Raw genomic sequence first — 14730 nt, 5'->3', positions numbered from 1 at the left:
CTACCCTGAAAGGATTGGTATGGTGTGTCCAACCTCATACTCGCTTCACAATCTCCTCGTCGAAAAGAACTTCTGCAACAAATTCAACTTTCTTTTTCCGTTATCAGTTCTACTGTAGAGGAAACTTTTTCATCTGATCTATCGCCCCATGAAGTCGTGATGTATCTTGCCCGCAAAAAAGCGAAAGAAATCTCGAATCAATACCCCACTCACTATGTAATCGGTTCAGACACCGTCGTAGCGAAGGATGACCAGATTCTTGGTAAACCGGAATCCAAAGAGGAAGCGAAAGAAATGTTATCCATGCTTTCCGGTTCTACCCATTCTGTCTACACGGGGGTTGCCATTCTGCGTGGTGACGTGGAGGAACTCTTTTATGAAAAAACGGATGTGACGTTTTGGGAGTTGACTTCTAAAGAGATCGACGATTATATTGCATCTGAAGAACCTTTTGATAAAGCCGGTTCATATGGTATCCAAGGAATCGGAGCGAAATTTGTCAAAGAAATCAAAGGCGATTATTTCTCCGTCGTTGGCTTACCCATCTCACGAGTGAATCGTGTTTTACTTGAAATGGGCTATCTTCAACCAGAGTGACTCCCAAGCGTGCGAAAAGGAGGAACCAATGGTTAAAACAATACCCCAGCATGAAGAAAACAGGCTGATGATCCGGGATTTCCCTCAAGATGAAAGACCTCGGGAAAGATTGATTCAAAGTGGGGCAGCAAGCCTATCCAATCAGGAGCTGCTGGCTATCCTACTCCGGACCGGTACGAAATCCGAGTCTGTTCTGCAACTGTCCAACCGTCTGCTCAATCACTTTGATGGATTGAATCTATTAAAGGATGCTTCCCTGGAAGAGATTACGAAAACGAAGGGAATCGGCCTTGCAAAGGCGGTTCAAATCATGGCTGCCGTCGAATTCGGTCGAAGAATCAGCAACTTGGCTTTTGACGACAGATATAGCATCCGTTCCCCTGAAGACGGAGCCAATTATGTCATGAACGACATGAGATTTTTGGCCCAGGAGCATTTTGTATGCTTATACCTCAACACAAAGAATCAAGTTCTCCACAAGCAAACCATCTTTATTGGAAGTCTGAATGCTTCCATCGTGCACCCCCGGGAGGTCTTCAAGGAAGCCTTCCGACGATCCGCCGCATCGATCATTTGTATCCATAACCATCCATCGGGAGATCCGACTCCAAGCAGAGAAGATATAGAGGTGACAAAAAGATTAGTAGAATGTGGTCGAATCATTGGTATTGATATACTCGATCATCTTATAATAGGGGAGAAGAAGTTTATCAGTTTAAAGGAAAAAGGGTATTTATGACACTATGATTTTTTTCCTGGTTGCGATATAATTAAGCTTATGATTTTTACAAACAATATGGTGATTCTATATAACGCAGTCTTTGAAAAAAGAGAGTCATTCTTCAAGGGAATGAGTCTTTTCGTTATGCATGAACGAACAATTATTGTGACGAAAATTACGAGGATAGAGAGTGATTGGACAACTCTCCTGTGAAAACACATATAAAACGTTAAAAACCAGCCAATTTGTATCAGAAAGGGAGATACCATTCATGTTTGGAACGAAAGATTTAGGGATTGATTTAGGAACAGCTAACACATTGGTGTACTTGAAAGGCAAAGGGATTGTCGTTCGCGAACCTTCTGTTGTAGCACTTCAAACAGATAACAGGCATATCGTTGCAGTCGGAAATGATGCTAAGAACATGATCGGTAGAACACCGGGAAATGTCGTGGCCCTTCGCCCTATGAAAGATGGGGTAATCGCAGACTATGAAACAACAGCCACGATGATGAAGTATTACATAAGACAAGCGACGCGTAATAAAGGAGCTTTTTCCCGAAAGCCTTACGTCATGGTTTGTGTACCTTCAGGCATAACCGGTGTTGAAGAAAGAGCGGTCATCGATGCAACAAGACAGGCAGGAGCAAGGGATGCTTACACGATCGAAGAGCCGTTTGCCGCTGCAATTGGTGCAAACCTGCCAGTATGGGAACCGACAGGAAGTATGGTCGTAGATATCGGTGGAGGAACGACGGAAGTAGCCATCATCTCTTTAGGAGGGATTGTGACAAGTCAGTCCATCCGTGTAGCCGGGGATGAGATGGATGATGCCATCATCAACTACATCCGCAAAACGTATAATCTGATGATCGGGGACCGTACAGCTGAGACGATCAAGATGGAAGTCGGTTCTGCCGGTGACTCTGAAGGAATTGAAGCAATGGAGATTCGCGGACGTGACCTTCTGACCGGTCTGCCGAAAACGATCGAAGTAACGGCGATTGAAATTGCATCCGCTCTTCGTGATACCGTATACACGATTGTCGATGCCGTTAAGAGTACATTAGAGAAAACACCGCCAGAACTCGCGGCTGACATCATGGACAGAGGAATTGTGCTGACAGGTGGAGGGGCCCTTCTTCGTAATCTTGACAAAGTGATCAGTGATGAAACGAAAATGCCGGTCCTCATTGCAGAGGAGCCTCTGGATTGTGTGGCAATCGGCACGGGGAAAGCCCTCGACCACATCCATCTCTTTAAAAATCGAGGAAAATAATAAACAATAATAGATAGTGAATAATGAATGGGGGACGTTTCCTTAAGGGTGCTTGGTAAGCCTTAAGGTCGGCCCCATCTTTTTTCGAACAACCATGAATATTTTGACGAATGATATCAAAAATAAGCGATTTTTGATATAGTATTTACTAGAATGAGAAAAGGTTGAGGTGTACATCATGCCACAATTCTTCCTGAATAAACGTTTGATCATTCTGCTCGTCAGTGTCATCGTCCTAGTGGGATTAATCGGATTTTCTCTGCGGGAGCGAGATACCATCAGCTGGCCTGAGCAGTTTGTAAAAGATATGGTAGGATTCGGACAGTCATTGGTTTCAAAACCTGTTAACTATGTAGCCGGAGTTGTTGAAAACGTTCAAGATCTTCAAAATACATACACAGAAAACGAGAAATTGAAAACACGTTTAGATGAATTAGTGAAGCTTGAAACAAAGGTGAAAGACCTGAAACAAGATAATAATGAATTAAGAGCGGTCCTTGAAAAGAAGGAAGACCTTCGTGCCTATAACACGATTCAAGCTACCGTCATTGCAAGGAATCCTGATCGCTGGCAAGAGCTCCTGACGATTGATAAAGGAGAAGTGAACGGGATTAAATCAGACATGGCCGTCATTTCATCGGCTGGATTGATCGGAAAGATTAAAAGCGTAAACGAATTTTCATCTACTGTTGAATTAATTTCGACCAATAATACAAAAAACCGGATTTCCACTGTGATACAAGGGAAAGAACAAGACATCAACGGGTGGATCGAAGGGTACGACAGTGATAAAAAAGAAATTTTGGTTAAACGGATTTCCAACGATATGAAAGTCGACAAAGGCTCTAAAGTGATGACCTCGGGACTTGGAGGCGTATTCCCTAAGGGGCTGGTCATCGGGGAAGTGAAAGAAGTGAAACCGGATCAATACGGGTTGACTCAAACGGCATATGTAAAGCCTGCCGCTGATTTCTATCACCTTGAGCACGTCATGGTCATCGACCGTGACATTCAGGGTGTGACGGAAAAGGAAGCGGATGTTGAGGAGGATGGCAATGATCAGTAGGCTCCTCCTTCCGTTTATGACTCTGCTTTTCTTTTACAGTGAGAGTTTATTTGTTCATCTTTTTCCAAATGAAGAGTGGTTTGATCAGAAAATCATTGTTCCACATTTTCTGATTATTGTGCTGTTCTTTATTTGTGCGTTTTATCAGTACCGAACTGCCTTGCTTTATGGTTTCATCTTTGGCTTTCTATTTGATATTTACTACACAGAGATCAATGGCATTTACTTAGTGCTCTTCCCATTTGTCATCTTTTTATCTCATCAGATGATGAGGATTCTACATAATAACCTCTTTGTATTGGGAATGATTTCACTTGTGAATCTTTCCGTCTTGGAGTTTTTGGTGTATCAAATCAATTTAATTATCCAACGGACTGATTTGACGTTCATGCAGTTCGTGGACTGGCGTTTGTGGCCGACATTGGTCCTTAATATATTGTTTTATATAGTTGTGGCATTTCCACTCAGGAACTATCTTCTCCGAAAACGGAAAGAGTGGCTGGATGAATAAATTCTATTAGTAATTTTTTCATAAAAAGAGGAAGTGGCACTGCTTATGTCGAATTTAATAGACGACTGAGGTGAAAAATTGCGCCATGAATAAAAAGCCAAATGTGATGATAAAAGGAACAAAAGAAGGACTGACTCTTCATCTCAATGATCAATGCTCCTTTCATGAGTTAAAGAAGGAATTGGACGATAAGCTGTCTGCACAATACCGGGAAACAGAGGGGACTCCCCTGCTCACGGTCAATATTCAAACAGGAAATCGCTACCTGACGGATGATCAAGTGGAAGAGTTGAAAGAGATCGTAAGACAAAAACGTAATTTAGTAGTGAATGAAGTATGGAGTAATGTGATTACAAAGAATGAAGCAGAGAAACTCATAGATGAACGAAATATAGAAACTCTAACCGGCGTGATCAGGTCGGGACAAGTCGTGGAAGTATCAGGAGACATCCTTATCGTCGGCGATGTAAATCCCGGCGGAAAAGTGCTGGCTGGAGGGAATATTTACATATTGGGTTCGTTAAAAGGAATTGCCCATGCAGGCCACAACGGAAACATGGAGGCTGTCATTGTGGCATCCCAAATGGTTCCGTCCCAGCTCCGGATCGGGGATTCCCTGAACCGGGCACCTGATCGGGTGGAAGAAGACGATGAGCACGAAATGGAATGTGCCTATATCGATGATCAGGGGCAAATTGTTGTAGATCGATTACAAGTTTTAAAGCATCTTAGACCAAATATTACTAGTTTTAAAGGAGGAAGCTAATGTGGGTGAAGCCATAGTTGTTACTTCAGGTAAAGGTGGAGTGGGAAAGACGACTACTTCTGCCAATGTTGGTACAGCATTAGCTCTACAAGGCAAAAAGGTTTGTTTAATTGATACAGATATCGGTCTCAGAAACCTTGATGTGGTGATGGGACTCGAAAACAGAATCATTTATGACTTAGTAGACGTTGTAGAGGGCCGCTGTAAAGTACACCAAGCTCTGGTAAAAGATAAGCGTTTCGAGGATAAACTATTTTTACTGCCAGCTGCACAAACAAGTGATAAATCCGCTGTTAACCCCGAGCAAATGAAGAAGCTAGTAGTAGATTTAAAGCAAGACTATGATTATATCATTATTGATTGTCCCGCGGGGATCGAGCAAGGGTATAAGAATGCTGTGGCGGGTGCCGATCGTGCGATTGTCGTCACGACACCTGAAATTTCAGCTGTACGGGATGCGGATCGAATCATCGGTTTGCTGGAGAAAGAAAATATTGAACCACCGAAACTCGTCATTAACCGAATACGCAATCATATGATGAAAAATGGTGAAATGTTGGATGTGGATGAAATCACAGCCCATCTTTCCATCGATCTTCTTGGTATTGTTGCCGACGACGATAATGTCATCAAATCTTCCAATAAAGGTGAGCCCATCGCTCTTGATTCAACAAGCAAAGCCTCCATTTCCTACCGGAATATTGCCAGACGAATCTTGGGTGAATCGGTTCCGTTACAGTCTTTGGAAGAAGAACGGGCAGGCGTCTTTTCAAGAATTAAAAAATTATTCGGTGTAAAAGCATAAGAATCAACTCAGTCCCGGTAAAGCGCATCGAGCGTTTTGCCGGGACTTTTTTATTGTCCTCATGAATATTCTTTCAGGACAAGTCATACATTGTAGCAAATCATGTGTATTCAAATGGCTCTCTTTTTTATATGGATCTAACACCCCTTGTCACTCATCATGACCAGAACCATTTAGTATAGAATCACTCTTGAACAGGGTGGTGCTCAGACGTTTATGAAACAATACCTTATATAAAGGAATGGTGTACATGGGGAATCGTGCGGATGAAATACGCAAGCGGATAGCGAAACGAAAGAAAACGAATCCAGGCCAGAACTCTTCATTCTTTCTCCCATCGGACGAGGAGCGCTATGGAATGGAACGCCAGACAAGCTTTGAAGGGGGACCGCCGCCTGAAGGGGTGCATCCGTTATTCAAAAAGGAAACCTTTATGCTTAAGATACTTGGAGCGGGAATCATGGTATTAGTGACGGCGATTATGTTTAAGAGTCCCTCACCAGTTTTCAATGAAGCGAAATCGGTCGTCACGAAAACCATGGATACAGAATTCCAGTTTGCCGCGATTTCCACGTGGTATGAGGACCAATTCGGAAAACCATTAGCGTTATTACCGACAAATAATACTAAGAAAGAATCAACTACTACGCAAAGCGCGGAATATGCCACTCCTGCTTCAGGGAAGGTCGTTGAAAATTTTAAAACCAATGGACAAGGCATCATGCTTGAAACGGGCTTGGGTGAAGATGTAGCGGCGATGAAGGGGGGCTTGATTATATTTGCAGGTAAGAAAGAGGAGCTTGGGAACACAGTCGTCATTCAACATGCAGACAAATCAGAATCCTGGTATGGTCACCTCGAATCGATTGATGTGAAACAGTATGAATCGATTGAGAAGGGATCTCTTGTAGGCAAGGTTTCCACCAGCAGCCAGAACGATGTGACAGGAGAGTTTTATTTCGCGATTAAAATGGGTGATACGTTTATCGACCCGATACAGGTGATGTCATTTGACTAATATCATTTCACTTTTGAAAAAATTTCATGTGCACCCTTTGCTTTGGCTCGTCATAGCCATTGCGATTATGACGGCTCATTTTTTTGAACTGATACTGCTTCTCTTCATCATTACGATCCATGAGTTGGGGCATGGACTGATGGCCCATTCTTTTTCCTGGAGAGTAAAGAAAATCGCCCTGCTGCCTTTTGGTGGGGTTGCGGAGATGGATGAGCATGGAAACCGTTCTTTGCGGGAGGAGTTCTGGGTGGTGGCTGCGGGTCCCTTGCAGCACATATGGCTCATAGCCTCAGGTTGGGGGCTCATGGAGACCGGTATGATCAGCCCGGACTCATTTTCACTTTTTTTTCAGTTGAATATGATGGTGCTGCTGTTTAATCTTCTTCCCATTTGGCCATTGGACGGCGGGAAGATGATTTCGTTACTTTTAGCCACGAAGCTTAATTATTTGAGAGCGTATGAATACACACTTCTCTTTTCATTTGGTTTATTATTGCTGTTCCACCTGGTTGTACTCATCATCGCTCCCCTTCATTTGAATCTGTGGATCGTTCTTTCGTTCCTGTACTTTTCATTATGGGTCGATTGGAAACAGAGGCGGTATGCGTTTATGAAGTTTTTGTTAGAGCGGTATTACGGGAAGAGTCATCAATTTGTGGAACTGCGCCCCCTTCCCATTGAAAGCGAAGATTCCATCATTACAGTAGTGGAGAAGTTTCAGCGGGGGGTAAAGCATCCCCTCGTTGTCTTTGAAAAAGGAATTGAAGTAGGGAAGCTGGATGAAAATGAGCTCCTCCACGCCTTTTTTGCCGAAAAGATGACCTCTGCCAAAACGAAGGACCTCCTCTACCTTTATTGACGAATGAAGACGAACTGTATAAAGTAAGGACATACTGGTAAAAGGGTTGGGATCAACCCTTTTTTCTTATGACTTTTTTCGTGGAAAAGGGGTTTTCGGTGTGGAAGAAATCATTGTACACAGTAAGAGCAGGGAAAAGCGGTGGGTATACCGATCAGACCATGAAATCATTGGATTATATACATATCAGCCTGGAGAGGAAAGCTTAACAGGCAATATTTATCTTGGAAGAGTCGTCAAGGTTCAAAAAGGGCTGGGTGCGGCATTTGTAGATTTTGGCGGTGGGAAAAATGGCTATCTTCATGAAAAGGACTTTCCGCAAAACGTGGAGGCATATCATGCCGGGAACGATCCTCATCCCATTGGGAAGTGCGTACATGAAGGGCAAAAAATCATCGTGCAGGTCATGAAGGATGAGATGGGTTCGAAGGGGGCAAGGTTGACGGCCGTCATCGAGCTTAAAGGGGAACATCTTGTGTACATGCCACAGGGGTACTATGTGGCGGTATCTAAAAAAGTGGATGATGAAAACAGGAAGGTTCTAAGACGCTTAGGGAATGAGTGGAAAGAGCCGGAAGAAGGCATTGTGATGCGCACCAATGCCGTTGAAGTGAGAGAAGGAATGTTACAAGAGGAGCTGCACTCATTACGTTCAAGATATGAAAGCCTGGAAAGGGTGTCCCTGAGAGCTAAATGTCCTTCCCTTCTATCCCGGCAGGATACTTTCTATGAGGATATCCATGAACAACTGAAAAAGGGGAGCGGAGGGAAGGTTGTAGTCGATGACTATGATAGTCTTCTTCATTTAGAAGAAGTGAGCGGAGCCGGGATAAAAGATAAGTGGACCTTCGAACTCTATCAAGGCCAGGAAAATGTTCTTCGTCATTATCACGTTGCCTCTGTATGGGAGAACGTACTGAAAAAAGTGGTATGGCTCGATAATGGAGCATTTATCGTCATTGAGTCAACAGAAGCCATGACCGTAGTGGATGTGAATTCAGGAAAGTTTACGGGTAAAGACGATTTGGAACAGACCATTTTACAAACCAATAAACTGGCAGCGAAAGAAATGGCGAAGCAACTCACACTTAGAAATTTGAGTGGCATGATTCTCATCGATTTTATCGATATGAAAAAGGAAAGCCACAAACAGGAAGTGATGGATGCACTTTCTGATGCGTTAGTATCAGATAAGCAGCGCACGACGATCGTAGGCTTTACATCCCTTGGCATTCTTGAATTGACGCGAAAGAGAACCCGTCAGCCCCTGTCTGCCTACTTGACTCGCCCTTGCTCGGTATGTCATGGTACAGGGAGAGAAATGACGCCTGAGACGCTTGCATTCCAGCTTGAACGGGAGCTGTGGGAAATGAAGTCAATGGGTGGATCCCTCATTGAAGTGGAAGCGACCGTGGAAGTCGCAACCGTTTTTTCCGGGCATCAGAACGTTCACCTTCAAAGATTGGAAAAAGCGTTGAGTAAAGAAATCAAAATCAAAGAAATCACTCATGGACATCCTTATTATCATGTAACAAAGTTGATATGATTTTCTTGATTGTTATTGACAGTACATCGATTTTTATGATAGGATTCTAATGTTATTGATTGTAGCACCCGTGCTACAACCGCTCATTACAGGTACAAAAGTGTGGAGCAATCCAACACCTGTCATTGGCGAGTCTGAGTTTATAAGGAGGTGCGATTATGTACGCAATTATCGAAACAGGTGGTAAGCAAATCCGTGTAGAAGCTGGTCAAGCAATCTACATCGAAAAGCTTAACGGAGAACAAGGCGATACGGTAACTTTTGACAAAGTTCTATTCGTTGGTGGCGACGATGTGAAAGTAGGAAGTCCGTTAGTGGATGGAGCTACTGTAACAGCGAAAGTTGAAAAGCAAGGCCGCGCGAAAAAGCTTGTAGTATTCAAATACAAAGCGAAAAAGAACTACCGTCGTAAGCAAGGTCACCGTCAACCTTACACTAAAGTTGTCATTGACGAAATCAACGCGTAAGGCGTGAGATTATGATTAACGTTTACGTAGAGCGTTCATCGGGGAAAAGAATCCGTTCTTTCTCTATGGATGGACATGCTGATTTTGCCGAAAATGGGCAAGACATTGTTTGTGCAGGTGCTTCTGCTGTTTCATTCGGCAGTATTAATGCCATTATGGCGTTAACCGGTGTAGAACCGTCCATCGAGCAATCCTCTGATGGTGGATATCTTCGCTGCGTCATCCCTGATGATCTTCCGGAAGAAACAGAGAGCAAGATTCAGCTGCTACTGGATAGCATGCTTATCAGCCTCCAGACGATTGAAAGAGACTATAGTGATTTTATTAAAATAACCTTCAAAAAGTAGGAGGTGGAACAGATGTTAAGATTAGACCTTCAGTTTTTTGCGTCCAAAAAAGGAGTAGGTTCGACTAAGAATGGTCGTGACTCTATCTCAAAGCGCCTTGGTGCTAAGCGTGCAGACGGTCAAATGGTTTCTGGTGGATCAATTCTTTACCGTCAACGCGGTACGAAAATTTATCCAGGCCTAAACGTCGGCCGTGGCGGCGACGATACACTTTTCGCTAAAACCGACGGTGTTGTTCGTTTCGAACGCATGGGTCGTGACAAGAAAAAAGTGAGCGTATACCCAGTTGCGAATGAAGCTTAATCGCATATCTTTAACGAAAACTCTAACCGACTTTCGGTTAGAGTTTTATTTTTATCAATAACTTCCTGAGGTTTGGAACGAAATTGTATTGTGATTATGGGCCATTTTTTTAATTCAGGCTAGAGTAAGGTTGAATTTGAGTGAGTCATAAATAAGATTTAACGAGTATGAACGGGTGTGTTGAGGATATTATCGACTTTCGCTGATTTATTATCGAGTTTTGGGAATATATTATCGACTTTTCCAGGTTTATTATCGACTTTGCTCAATTTATTATCGACTTTCGATTTTCTAATTTCCAAAATCGATCAGCAGACCCTATTTTCATTCACCCACCAATTTTACAGAAACAATATACGCGAGAGTCTCATCTTTGATATACTTACAGGTAGCACTTAAAGTATAGGAGTTAGATTATGAGCGAAAATTGGGGTGTAGTCGAAGCGTTAAGGCATGCTCGCCACGACTGGATGAATGATTTGCAATTAATAAAAGGCAACTTGGATCTTGATCGCATGGAGCGTGCGAAACTAGTGATCGAGGAAATGGTTCTTGTTGCACAAAATGAGTCGAAGCTATCGAATTTAAAGCTTCCATTATTGGCAGAATGGATATTAACCTATAATTGGTCAAGACATTTGATTAAGCTGGATTTTGAAGTCCTTCAATCAGAGTCATCACACGGGCTTGAAGATCGAAGGCTTTACAACTGGTGCAAGGAGTTTCTTGAATTCCTTGAATCAAATGTAATGAACAATGTAGAAAATCAATTATCCATCTTACTGGACATTACAAAAGAACAATCCCGTTTTATATTTGATTTCACAGGTATACTAAAGAGTAGAAGCTTGGTGGAAGACTGGATAAAGAATCAACGATCAAACGGAGAAAATATAGAAATAGAACAACTTCAAGAAGAGGTTCTTGTCATTCATGTAGTCGCCTGATGAGGCGATTTCACGGATAAGTTAGGAGTGAAAGTATGTTTATAGATCAGGTCAAGGTTTATACAAAGGGCGGTGACGGCGGAAACGGTATGGTTGCCTTCCGTCGTGAGAAATATGTACCTAAAGGTGGTCCCGCCGGAGGAGATGGCGGTCACGGTGCAGACGTTATTTTCGAAGTGGAAGAAGGGCTAAGAACCTTAATGGATTTCCGCTATCAACGTCATTTCAAAGCACCTCGTGGAGAGCACGGGATGAGTAAGAATCAGCACGGACGCAATGCGGAAGATATGGTTGTGAAGGTACCACCCGGGACAGTCGTGAAAGACGATGATACGGGTGAAACGATTGCAGACCTTGTACAGCATGGTCAACGTGCCGTGATTACGAAAGGTGGACGCGGCGGAAGAGGGAATTCCCGATTCGCAACGCCTGCCAACCCTGCTCCTGAGCTTTCTGAAAAAGGGGAGCCGGGACAAGAACGCTATATCGTAATGGAATTAAAGCTACTGGCTGATGTTGGCTTGGTAGGATTCCCAAGCGTTGGGAAATCCACATTGCTTTCAGTTGTTTCAGCAGCGAAGCCAAAGATTGCTGCATACCATTTCACAACGATCGTTCCTAATTTAGGAATGGTGGAAACGGGAGATGGTAGAAGTTTTGTTATGGCTGACTTACCTGGATTAATCCAGGGAGCACATGAAGGCGTTGGACTCGGTCATCAATTCCTTCGTCACATTGAACGTACACGTGTTATTGTTCATGTGATCGATATGAGTGGAATTGAAGGCAGAGACCCGTACGAGGACTATCTGACAATTAATGAAGAGCTAAAGCAATACAATCTTCGTTTAACAGAAAGACCTCAAATCATCGTTGCCAATAAAATGGACATGCCTGATGCAGAAGAGAACCTGAAGATCTTCAAAGAAAAAATTCAGGAAGATTATCCTATCTTCCCGATCTCAGCGGTCACTCAGCAGGGGTTAAGTGAACTTCTATATGCTGTAGCAGATAAAGTGGAAACAACGTCTGAGTTCCCTATTCATGAAGAAGAAGAAACCGGCATTCACCGTGTGCTTTATAAGCATGAAGAAGAGGAAAAAGAATTCGAAATCACACGTGATCCAGATGGAACATTCGTTGTGGGCGGTGCGAAAATCGAGAGACTATTCAAGATGACGGACTTCTCACGTGAAGATTCGGCAAGACGTTTCGCCAGACAGCTTCGTTCGTATGGTGTAGATGATGCGCTTCGTGAACGTGGTGCCAAAAATGGCGATACGATCCGTTTAATAAAATATGAATTCGAGTTTGTAGATTAAGTTTCATTCTTCATCTATTTCAGAGAGAAAAGCTGAGTCGTTCTTTAATTGGGCGGCTCTGCTCTACAATAAGAAAGCAAAAGCGGTTTTCATAGGGCACAGACTGCCTCAAACCACTGCAGCCAGACAATTGGAGGAATAGTCATTGGGGAAAAAATTTCAAGAGGGCAAGTTTTATTTAGTGCGTGAAGATGTGCTGCCCGAAGCGATGAAGAAAACCCTGGATGCGAAAGAATTGATTGAAAGAGGCAAGGCCGACTCAGTATGGGAAGCGGTCCATCGGGTTGATTTAAGCCGTAGTGCCTTTTATAAATATCGTGATACTGTGTTTCCGTTTCACACCGTGGTGAAGGAGAGAATCATCACGCTATTCTTCCATCTGGAAGATCGTTCAGGAACGTTGTCTCATTTACTCAGTGAAACAGCCAAGCATGGTTGCAATATTTTAACGATACATCAGACGATCCCTTTGCAAGGAAGAGCGAATGTCACGCTATCACTGAATGTGACAGACCTTACGATAGGATTGGAAGACTTACTTTCAAAGCTGAGACGATTAGAATTTGTAGAAAAAGTAGAAGTGTTAGGTTCAGGTGCCTGATGCTTCTTTTTTTTTTGCTTAAAAACTCTTCCTCTTTGATGCTGGACGTGTTAGAATGGTCAATAAATTTGGTGAGTGTGAGAGGAAGATCAGAGTGAAAATTGCTTATTTAGGACCCCAGGCTTCCTTTACAGATTTAGCTGTCAAGAAGGCATTTCCAGAACAAGAAACGGTGCCATATGTAACGATTCCTGATTGCATTGAAGCGGTGATAGAAAATGAGGTCGATTATGCCGTTGTTCCTTTGGAAAATGCCTTGGAAGGCTCGGTACATATTACAGTCGATTATTTGTTTCATGAAGCGGATTTAACGATTACAGCAGAATTGACGTCCGCAATCCAGCAGCACTTAATGATACATCCGGAATGGACCGATAGTGAAGAACCGATTCGAAAGATTCTTTCCCATTCCCATGCATTGGCACAGTGCCATAAGTTTTTACATAAGCAGTTTCGGGGCGTTTCTTTAGAACAAACGACCAGCACGGCAGCCGCAGCTAAATTCGTGAGTGAGAACCCTGATGCGTTTCTAGGGGCGATCGGAAACGAGTTGGCCGCTGAAAGATACGGGTTAACGATCCTGCATGAAAACATTCATGATTTTGCCTATAATCATACAAGGTTCATCGTTTTACATAAGACGGCCGATTCCTTGTCGCTTCCCCAGGAAAAAACGATGGAGAAGACGACCTTGATGGTGACTCTCCCGAAAGATCGATCCGGAGCGCTCCACCAGGTATTATCAACCTTTGCCTGGAGACAATTGAACTTAAGTAAAATTGAATCCAGACCGTTGAAAACAGGGTTAGGGGATTATTTCTTCTTGATTGATGTGGCTCACGAAATGGATGATGTGCTACTGCCCGGAGCGATCAGTGAAATGGAAGCCCTCGGATGCAAAGTGAAAATGATCGGAACGTATTCTTCTTATTTATTGGATAATTGAACAGTGAAAAGGCAGATTTCCAATTGGAAATCTGCCTTTATTTCTTAAGACTGAATTAGAAACCCTGCTTCCTGAAGGGCACTTTCTGCTTTTTCCAGTGTTTCTTCATTTGGAGCCATTAGTGTATGTAAATGAACTCCATCTGTTAGTTCCGATAGAAAGGAAGCTCCTGTATCCTCAATTTTGTTCATGAATTGTTCTACCTCTTTACGGTTTGAAACCATGATCGAAGCGGTTAGATCTCCGTAAACGCCGTGCTCGATCTTTACATCTTTAACAGTTACGCCGTGATCGACAAGTAAGAATAGTTCTTCTTCTGATCGTTCAGGCGTGTGCTGACAGGCAACCGTGCGTTCAATCAGCGTTTCCTGATTGGAAGTCGGCATGTACAGATAGCCTTGACTGGTTGCAATGATGGGTTCTCCTTTTGCTTTCAGCAATGTGATGTCACTTACGATGACTTGACGACTGACATTGGTCTGTTTAGCGAGATCTCCACCTGTTACAGGAGCTTGTTTTGTGATTAATTTATCGAGGATCCATCGTCTTCTCTCATCCCCAAGGATCTTTTTTCCTGCCAAAGGTATCTCCCCCGTCCCCCATTTTATATAGGAAATCATACCACATCT

Annotated in this window: 18 protein-coding genes and 1 other annotated feature; of the genes, 17 read left to right on the top strand and 1 reads right to left on the bottom strand. The window is 43.1% G+C overall.

Going from position 1 to position 14730, the window contains the following annotated elements; genetic code table 11:
- The first annotated feature begins 24 nt into the window (after positions 1-24).
- The 17 genes from ACIFOD_RS01540 to pheA all read left to right on the top strand — a co-directional run bounded on the left by ACIFOD_RS01540 (position 25) and on the right by pheA (position 14101).
- Entirely contained in the window at positions 25-597 is a 573-nt protein-coding gene (locus ACIFOD_RS01540; protein WP_430313228.1) for a Maf family protein, read from the top strand.
- A gap of 28 nt (positions 598-625) precedes the next feature.
- Complete coding sequence (radC, locus tag ACIFOD_RS01535) at positions 626-1336, top strand: RadC family protein (RefSeq protein ID WP_113969496.1); 711 nt, start codon at positions 626-628, stop codon at positions 1334-1336.
- Between the two features lie 253 nt (positions 1337-1589).
- Complete coding sequence (locus ACIFOD_RS01530; RefSeq protein ID WP_397552072.1) at positions 1590-2597, top strand: rod shape-determining protein; 1008 nt, start codon at positions 1590-1592, stop codon at positions 2595-2597.
- 178 nt (positions 2598-2775) lie between these two features.
- Positions 2776-3663 carry a rod shape-determining protein MreC gene (gene mreC / locus ACIFOD_RS01525; protein ID WP_430313227.1) on the top strand — a complete coding sequence of 296 codons (888 nt, stop codon included), beginning with the start codon at positions 2776-2778 and terminating at the stop codon, positions 3661-3663.
- A complete protein-coding gene (gene mreD / locus ACIFOD_RS01520) occupies positions 3653-4174 on the top strand; it encodes a rod shape-determining protein MreD (RefSeq protein ID WP_324744698.1) in 522 nt (173 codons plus the stop codon). Before mreC ends, mreD begins: the two co-directional genes overlap by 11 nt.
- Before the next feature lie 85 nt (positions 4175-4259).
- Positions 4260-4940 (top strand): septum site-determining protein MinC, encoded by a 681-nt coding sequence (gene minC, locus ACIFOD_RS01515; RefSeq protein ID WP_430313226.1) that lies wholly within the window; start codon positions 4260-4262, stop codon positions 4938-4940.
- A 1-nt stretch (position 4941) separates the two neighbouring features.
- Entirely contained in the window at positions 4942-5745 is an 804-nt protein-coding gene (minD, locus tag ACIFOD_RS01510) for a septum site-determining protein MinD (RefSeq protein WP_113969491.1), read from the top strand.
- Positions 5746-5995: 250 nt separating this feature from the next.
- A complete protein-coding gene (locus tag ACIFOD_RS01505; RefSeq protein WP_430313225.1) occupies positions 5996-6763 on the top strand; it encodes a peptidoglycan DD-metalloendopeptidase family protein in 768 nt (255 codons plus the stop codon).
- Between the two features lie 13 nt (positions 6764-6776).
- Positions 6777-7622 carry a M50 family metallopeptidase gene (locus tag ACIFOD_RS01500; RefSeq protein WP_430313224.1) on the top strand — a complete coding sequence of 282 codons (846 nt, stop codon included), beginning with the start codon at positions 6777-6779 and terminating at the stop codon, positions 7620-7622.
- A gap of 100 nt (positions 7623-7722) precedes the next feature.
- Positions 7723-9168, top strand: coding sequence for an Rne/Rng family ribonuclease (locus tag ACIFOD_RS01495; protein WP_430313223.1), 1446 nt, complete (start codon positions 7723-7725; stop codon positions 9166-9168).
- Between the two features lie 67 nt (positions 9169-9235).
- Positions 9236-9314, top strand: a sequence feature (ribosomal protein L21 leader region).
- Between the two features lie 12 nt (positions 9315-9326).
- On the top strand, positions 9327-9635 hold the full coding sequence (rplU, locus tag ACIFOD_RS01490) for a 50S ribosomal protein L21 (RefSeq protein WP_060670849.1): 309 nt from the start codon (positions 9327-9329) through the stop codon (positions 9633-9635).
- A gap of 11 nt (positions 9636-9646) precedes the next feature.
- A complete protein-coding gene (locus ACIFOD_RS01485) occupies positions 9647-9982 on the top strand; it encodes a ribosomal-processing cysteine protease Prp (protein ID WP_113969488.1) in 336 nt (111 codons plus the stop codon).
- Between the two features lie 12 nt (positions 9983-9994).
- Positions 9995-10285 carry a 50S ribosomal protein L27 gene (gene rpmA / locus ACIFOD_RS01480; RefSeq protein ID WP_034757227.1) on the top strand — a complete coding sequence of 97 codons (291 nt, stop codon included), beginning with the start codon at positions 9995-9997 and terminating at the stop codon, positions 10283-10285.
- A 416-nt stretch (positions 10286-10701) separates the two neighbouring features.
- Positions 10702-11232: a Spo0B C-terminal domain-containing protein gene (locus tag ACIFOD_RS01475; RefSeq protein WP_430313222.1), complete on the top strand. Its 531-nt coding sequence runs from the start codon at positions 10702-10704 to the stop codon at positions 11230-11232.
- Between the two features lie 35 nt (positions 11233-11267).
- Positions 11268-12554, top strand: a complete 1287-nt coding sequence (gene obgE / locus ACIFOD_RS01470) for a GTPase ObgE (protein ID WP_397552078.1) — start codon at positions 11268-11270, stop codon at positions 12552-12554.
- Between the two features lie 145 nt (positions 12555-12699).
- The gene (locus tag ACIFOD_RS01465; protein ID WP_044339521.1) at positions 12700-13155 is read left to right on the top strand and encodes an ACT domain-containing protein; all 456 of its coding nucleotides are present in this window, start codon (positions 12700-12702) and stop codon (positions 13153-13155) included.
- A gap of 55 nt (positions 13156-13210) precedes the next feature.
- The gene (gene pheA / locus ACIFOD_RS01460; RefSeq protein WP_430313221.1) at positions 13211-14101 is read left to right on the top strand and encodes a prephenate dehydratase; all 891 of its coding nucleotides are present in this window, start codon (positions 13211-13213) and stop codon (positions 14099-14101) included.
- A gap of 44 nt (positions 14102-14145) precedes the next feature.
- On the opposite strand, the gene ACIFOD_RS01455 is transcribed toward pheA, so the two are convergent.
- On the bottom strand, positions 14146-14721 hold the full coding sequence (locus tag ACIFOD_RS01455; protein WP_430313220.1) for a transcription repressor NadR: 576 nt from the start codon (positions 14719-14721) through the stop codon (positions 14146-14148).
- Between the last annotated feature and the right edge of the window lie 9 nt (positions 14722-14730).

This window comes from Rossellomorea sp. NRS-1567, assembly GCF_050467885.1.
GTDB classification, from domain to species: domain Bacteria; phylum Bacillota; class Bacilli; order Bacillales; family Bacillaceae_B; genus Rossellomorea; species Rossellomorea aquimaris_C.
Note: the sequence above shows the minus strand (reverse complement) of the source record. Positions and strands in the feature narration are given on the sequence as shown.

Bases quoted from the DNA above. Each gene is read 5' to 3' on its own strand.
- radC (WP_113969496.1), top strand. From the start codon at position 626: ATGGTTAAAACAATACCCCAGCATGAAGAAAACAGGCTGATGATCCGG.
- ACIFOD_RS01530 (WP_397552072.1), top strand. From the start codon at position 1,590: ATGTTTGGAACGAAAGATTTAGGGATTGATTTAGGAACAGCTAACACA.
- mreC (WP_430313227.1), top strand. From the start codon at position 2,776: ATGCCACAATTCTTCCTGAATAAACGTTTGATCATTCTGCTCGTCAGT.
- mreD (WP_324744698.1), top strand. From the start codon at position 3,653: ATGATCAGTAGGCTCCTCCTTCCGTTTATGACTCTGCTTTTCTTTTAC.
- minC (WP_430313226.1), top strand. From the start codon at position 4,260: ATGAATAAAAAGCCAAATGTGATGATAAAAGGAACAAAAGAAGGACTG.
- ACIFOD_RS01505 (WP_430313225.1), top strand. From the start codon at position 5,996: ATGGGGAATCGTGCGGATGAAATACGCAAGCGGATAGCGAAACGAAAG.
- rplU (WP_060670849.1), top strand. From the start codon at position 9,327: ATGTACGCAATTATCGAAACAGGTGGTAAGCAAATCCGTGTAGAAGCT.
- ACIFOD_RS01485 (WP_113969488.1), top strand. From the start codon at position 9,647: ATGATTAACGTTTACGTAGAGCGTTCATCGGGGAAAAGAATCCGTTCT.
- rpmA (WP_034757227.1), top strand. From the start codon at position 9,995: ATGTTAAGATTAGACCTTCAGTTTTTTGCGTCCAAAAAAGGAGTAGGT.
- ACIFOD_RS01475 (WP_430313222.1), top strand. From the start codon at position 10,702: ATGAGCGAAAATTGGGGTGTAGTCGAAGCGTTAAGGCATGCTCGCCAC.
- obgE (WP_397552078.1), top strand. From the start codon at position 11,268: ATGTTTATAGATCAGGTCAAGGTTTATACAAAGGGCGGTGACGGCGGA.
- pheA (WP_430313221.1), top strand. From the start codon at position 13,211: ATGGTCAATAAATTTGGTGAGTGTGAGAGGAAGATCAGAGTGAAAATT.
- ACIFOD_RS01455 (WP_430313220.1), bottom strand. From the start codon at position 14,721: ATGATTTCCTATATAAAATGGGGGACGGGGGAGATACCTTTGGCAGGA.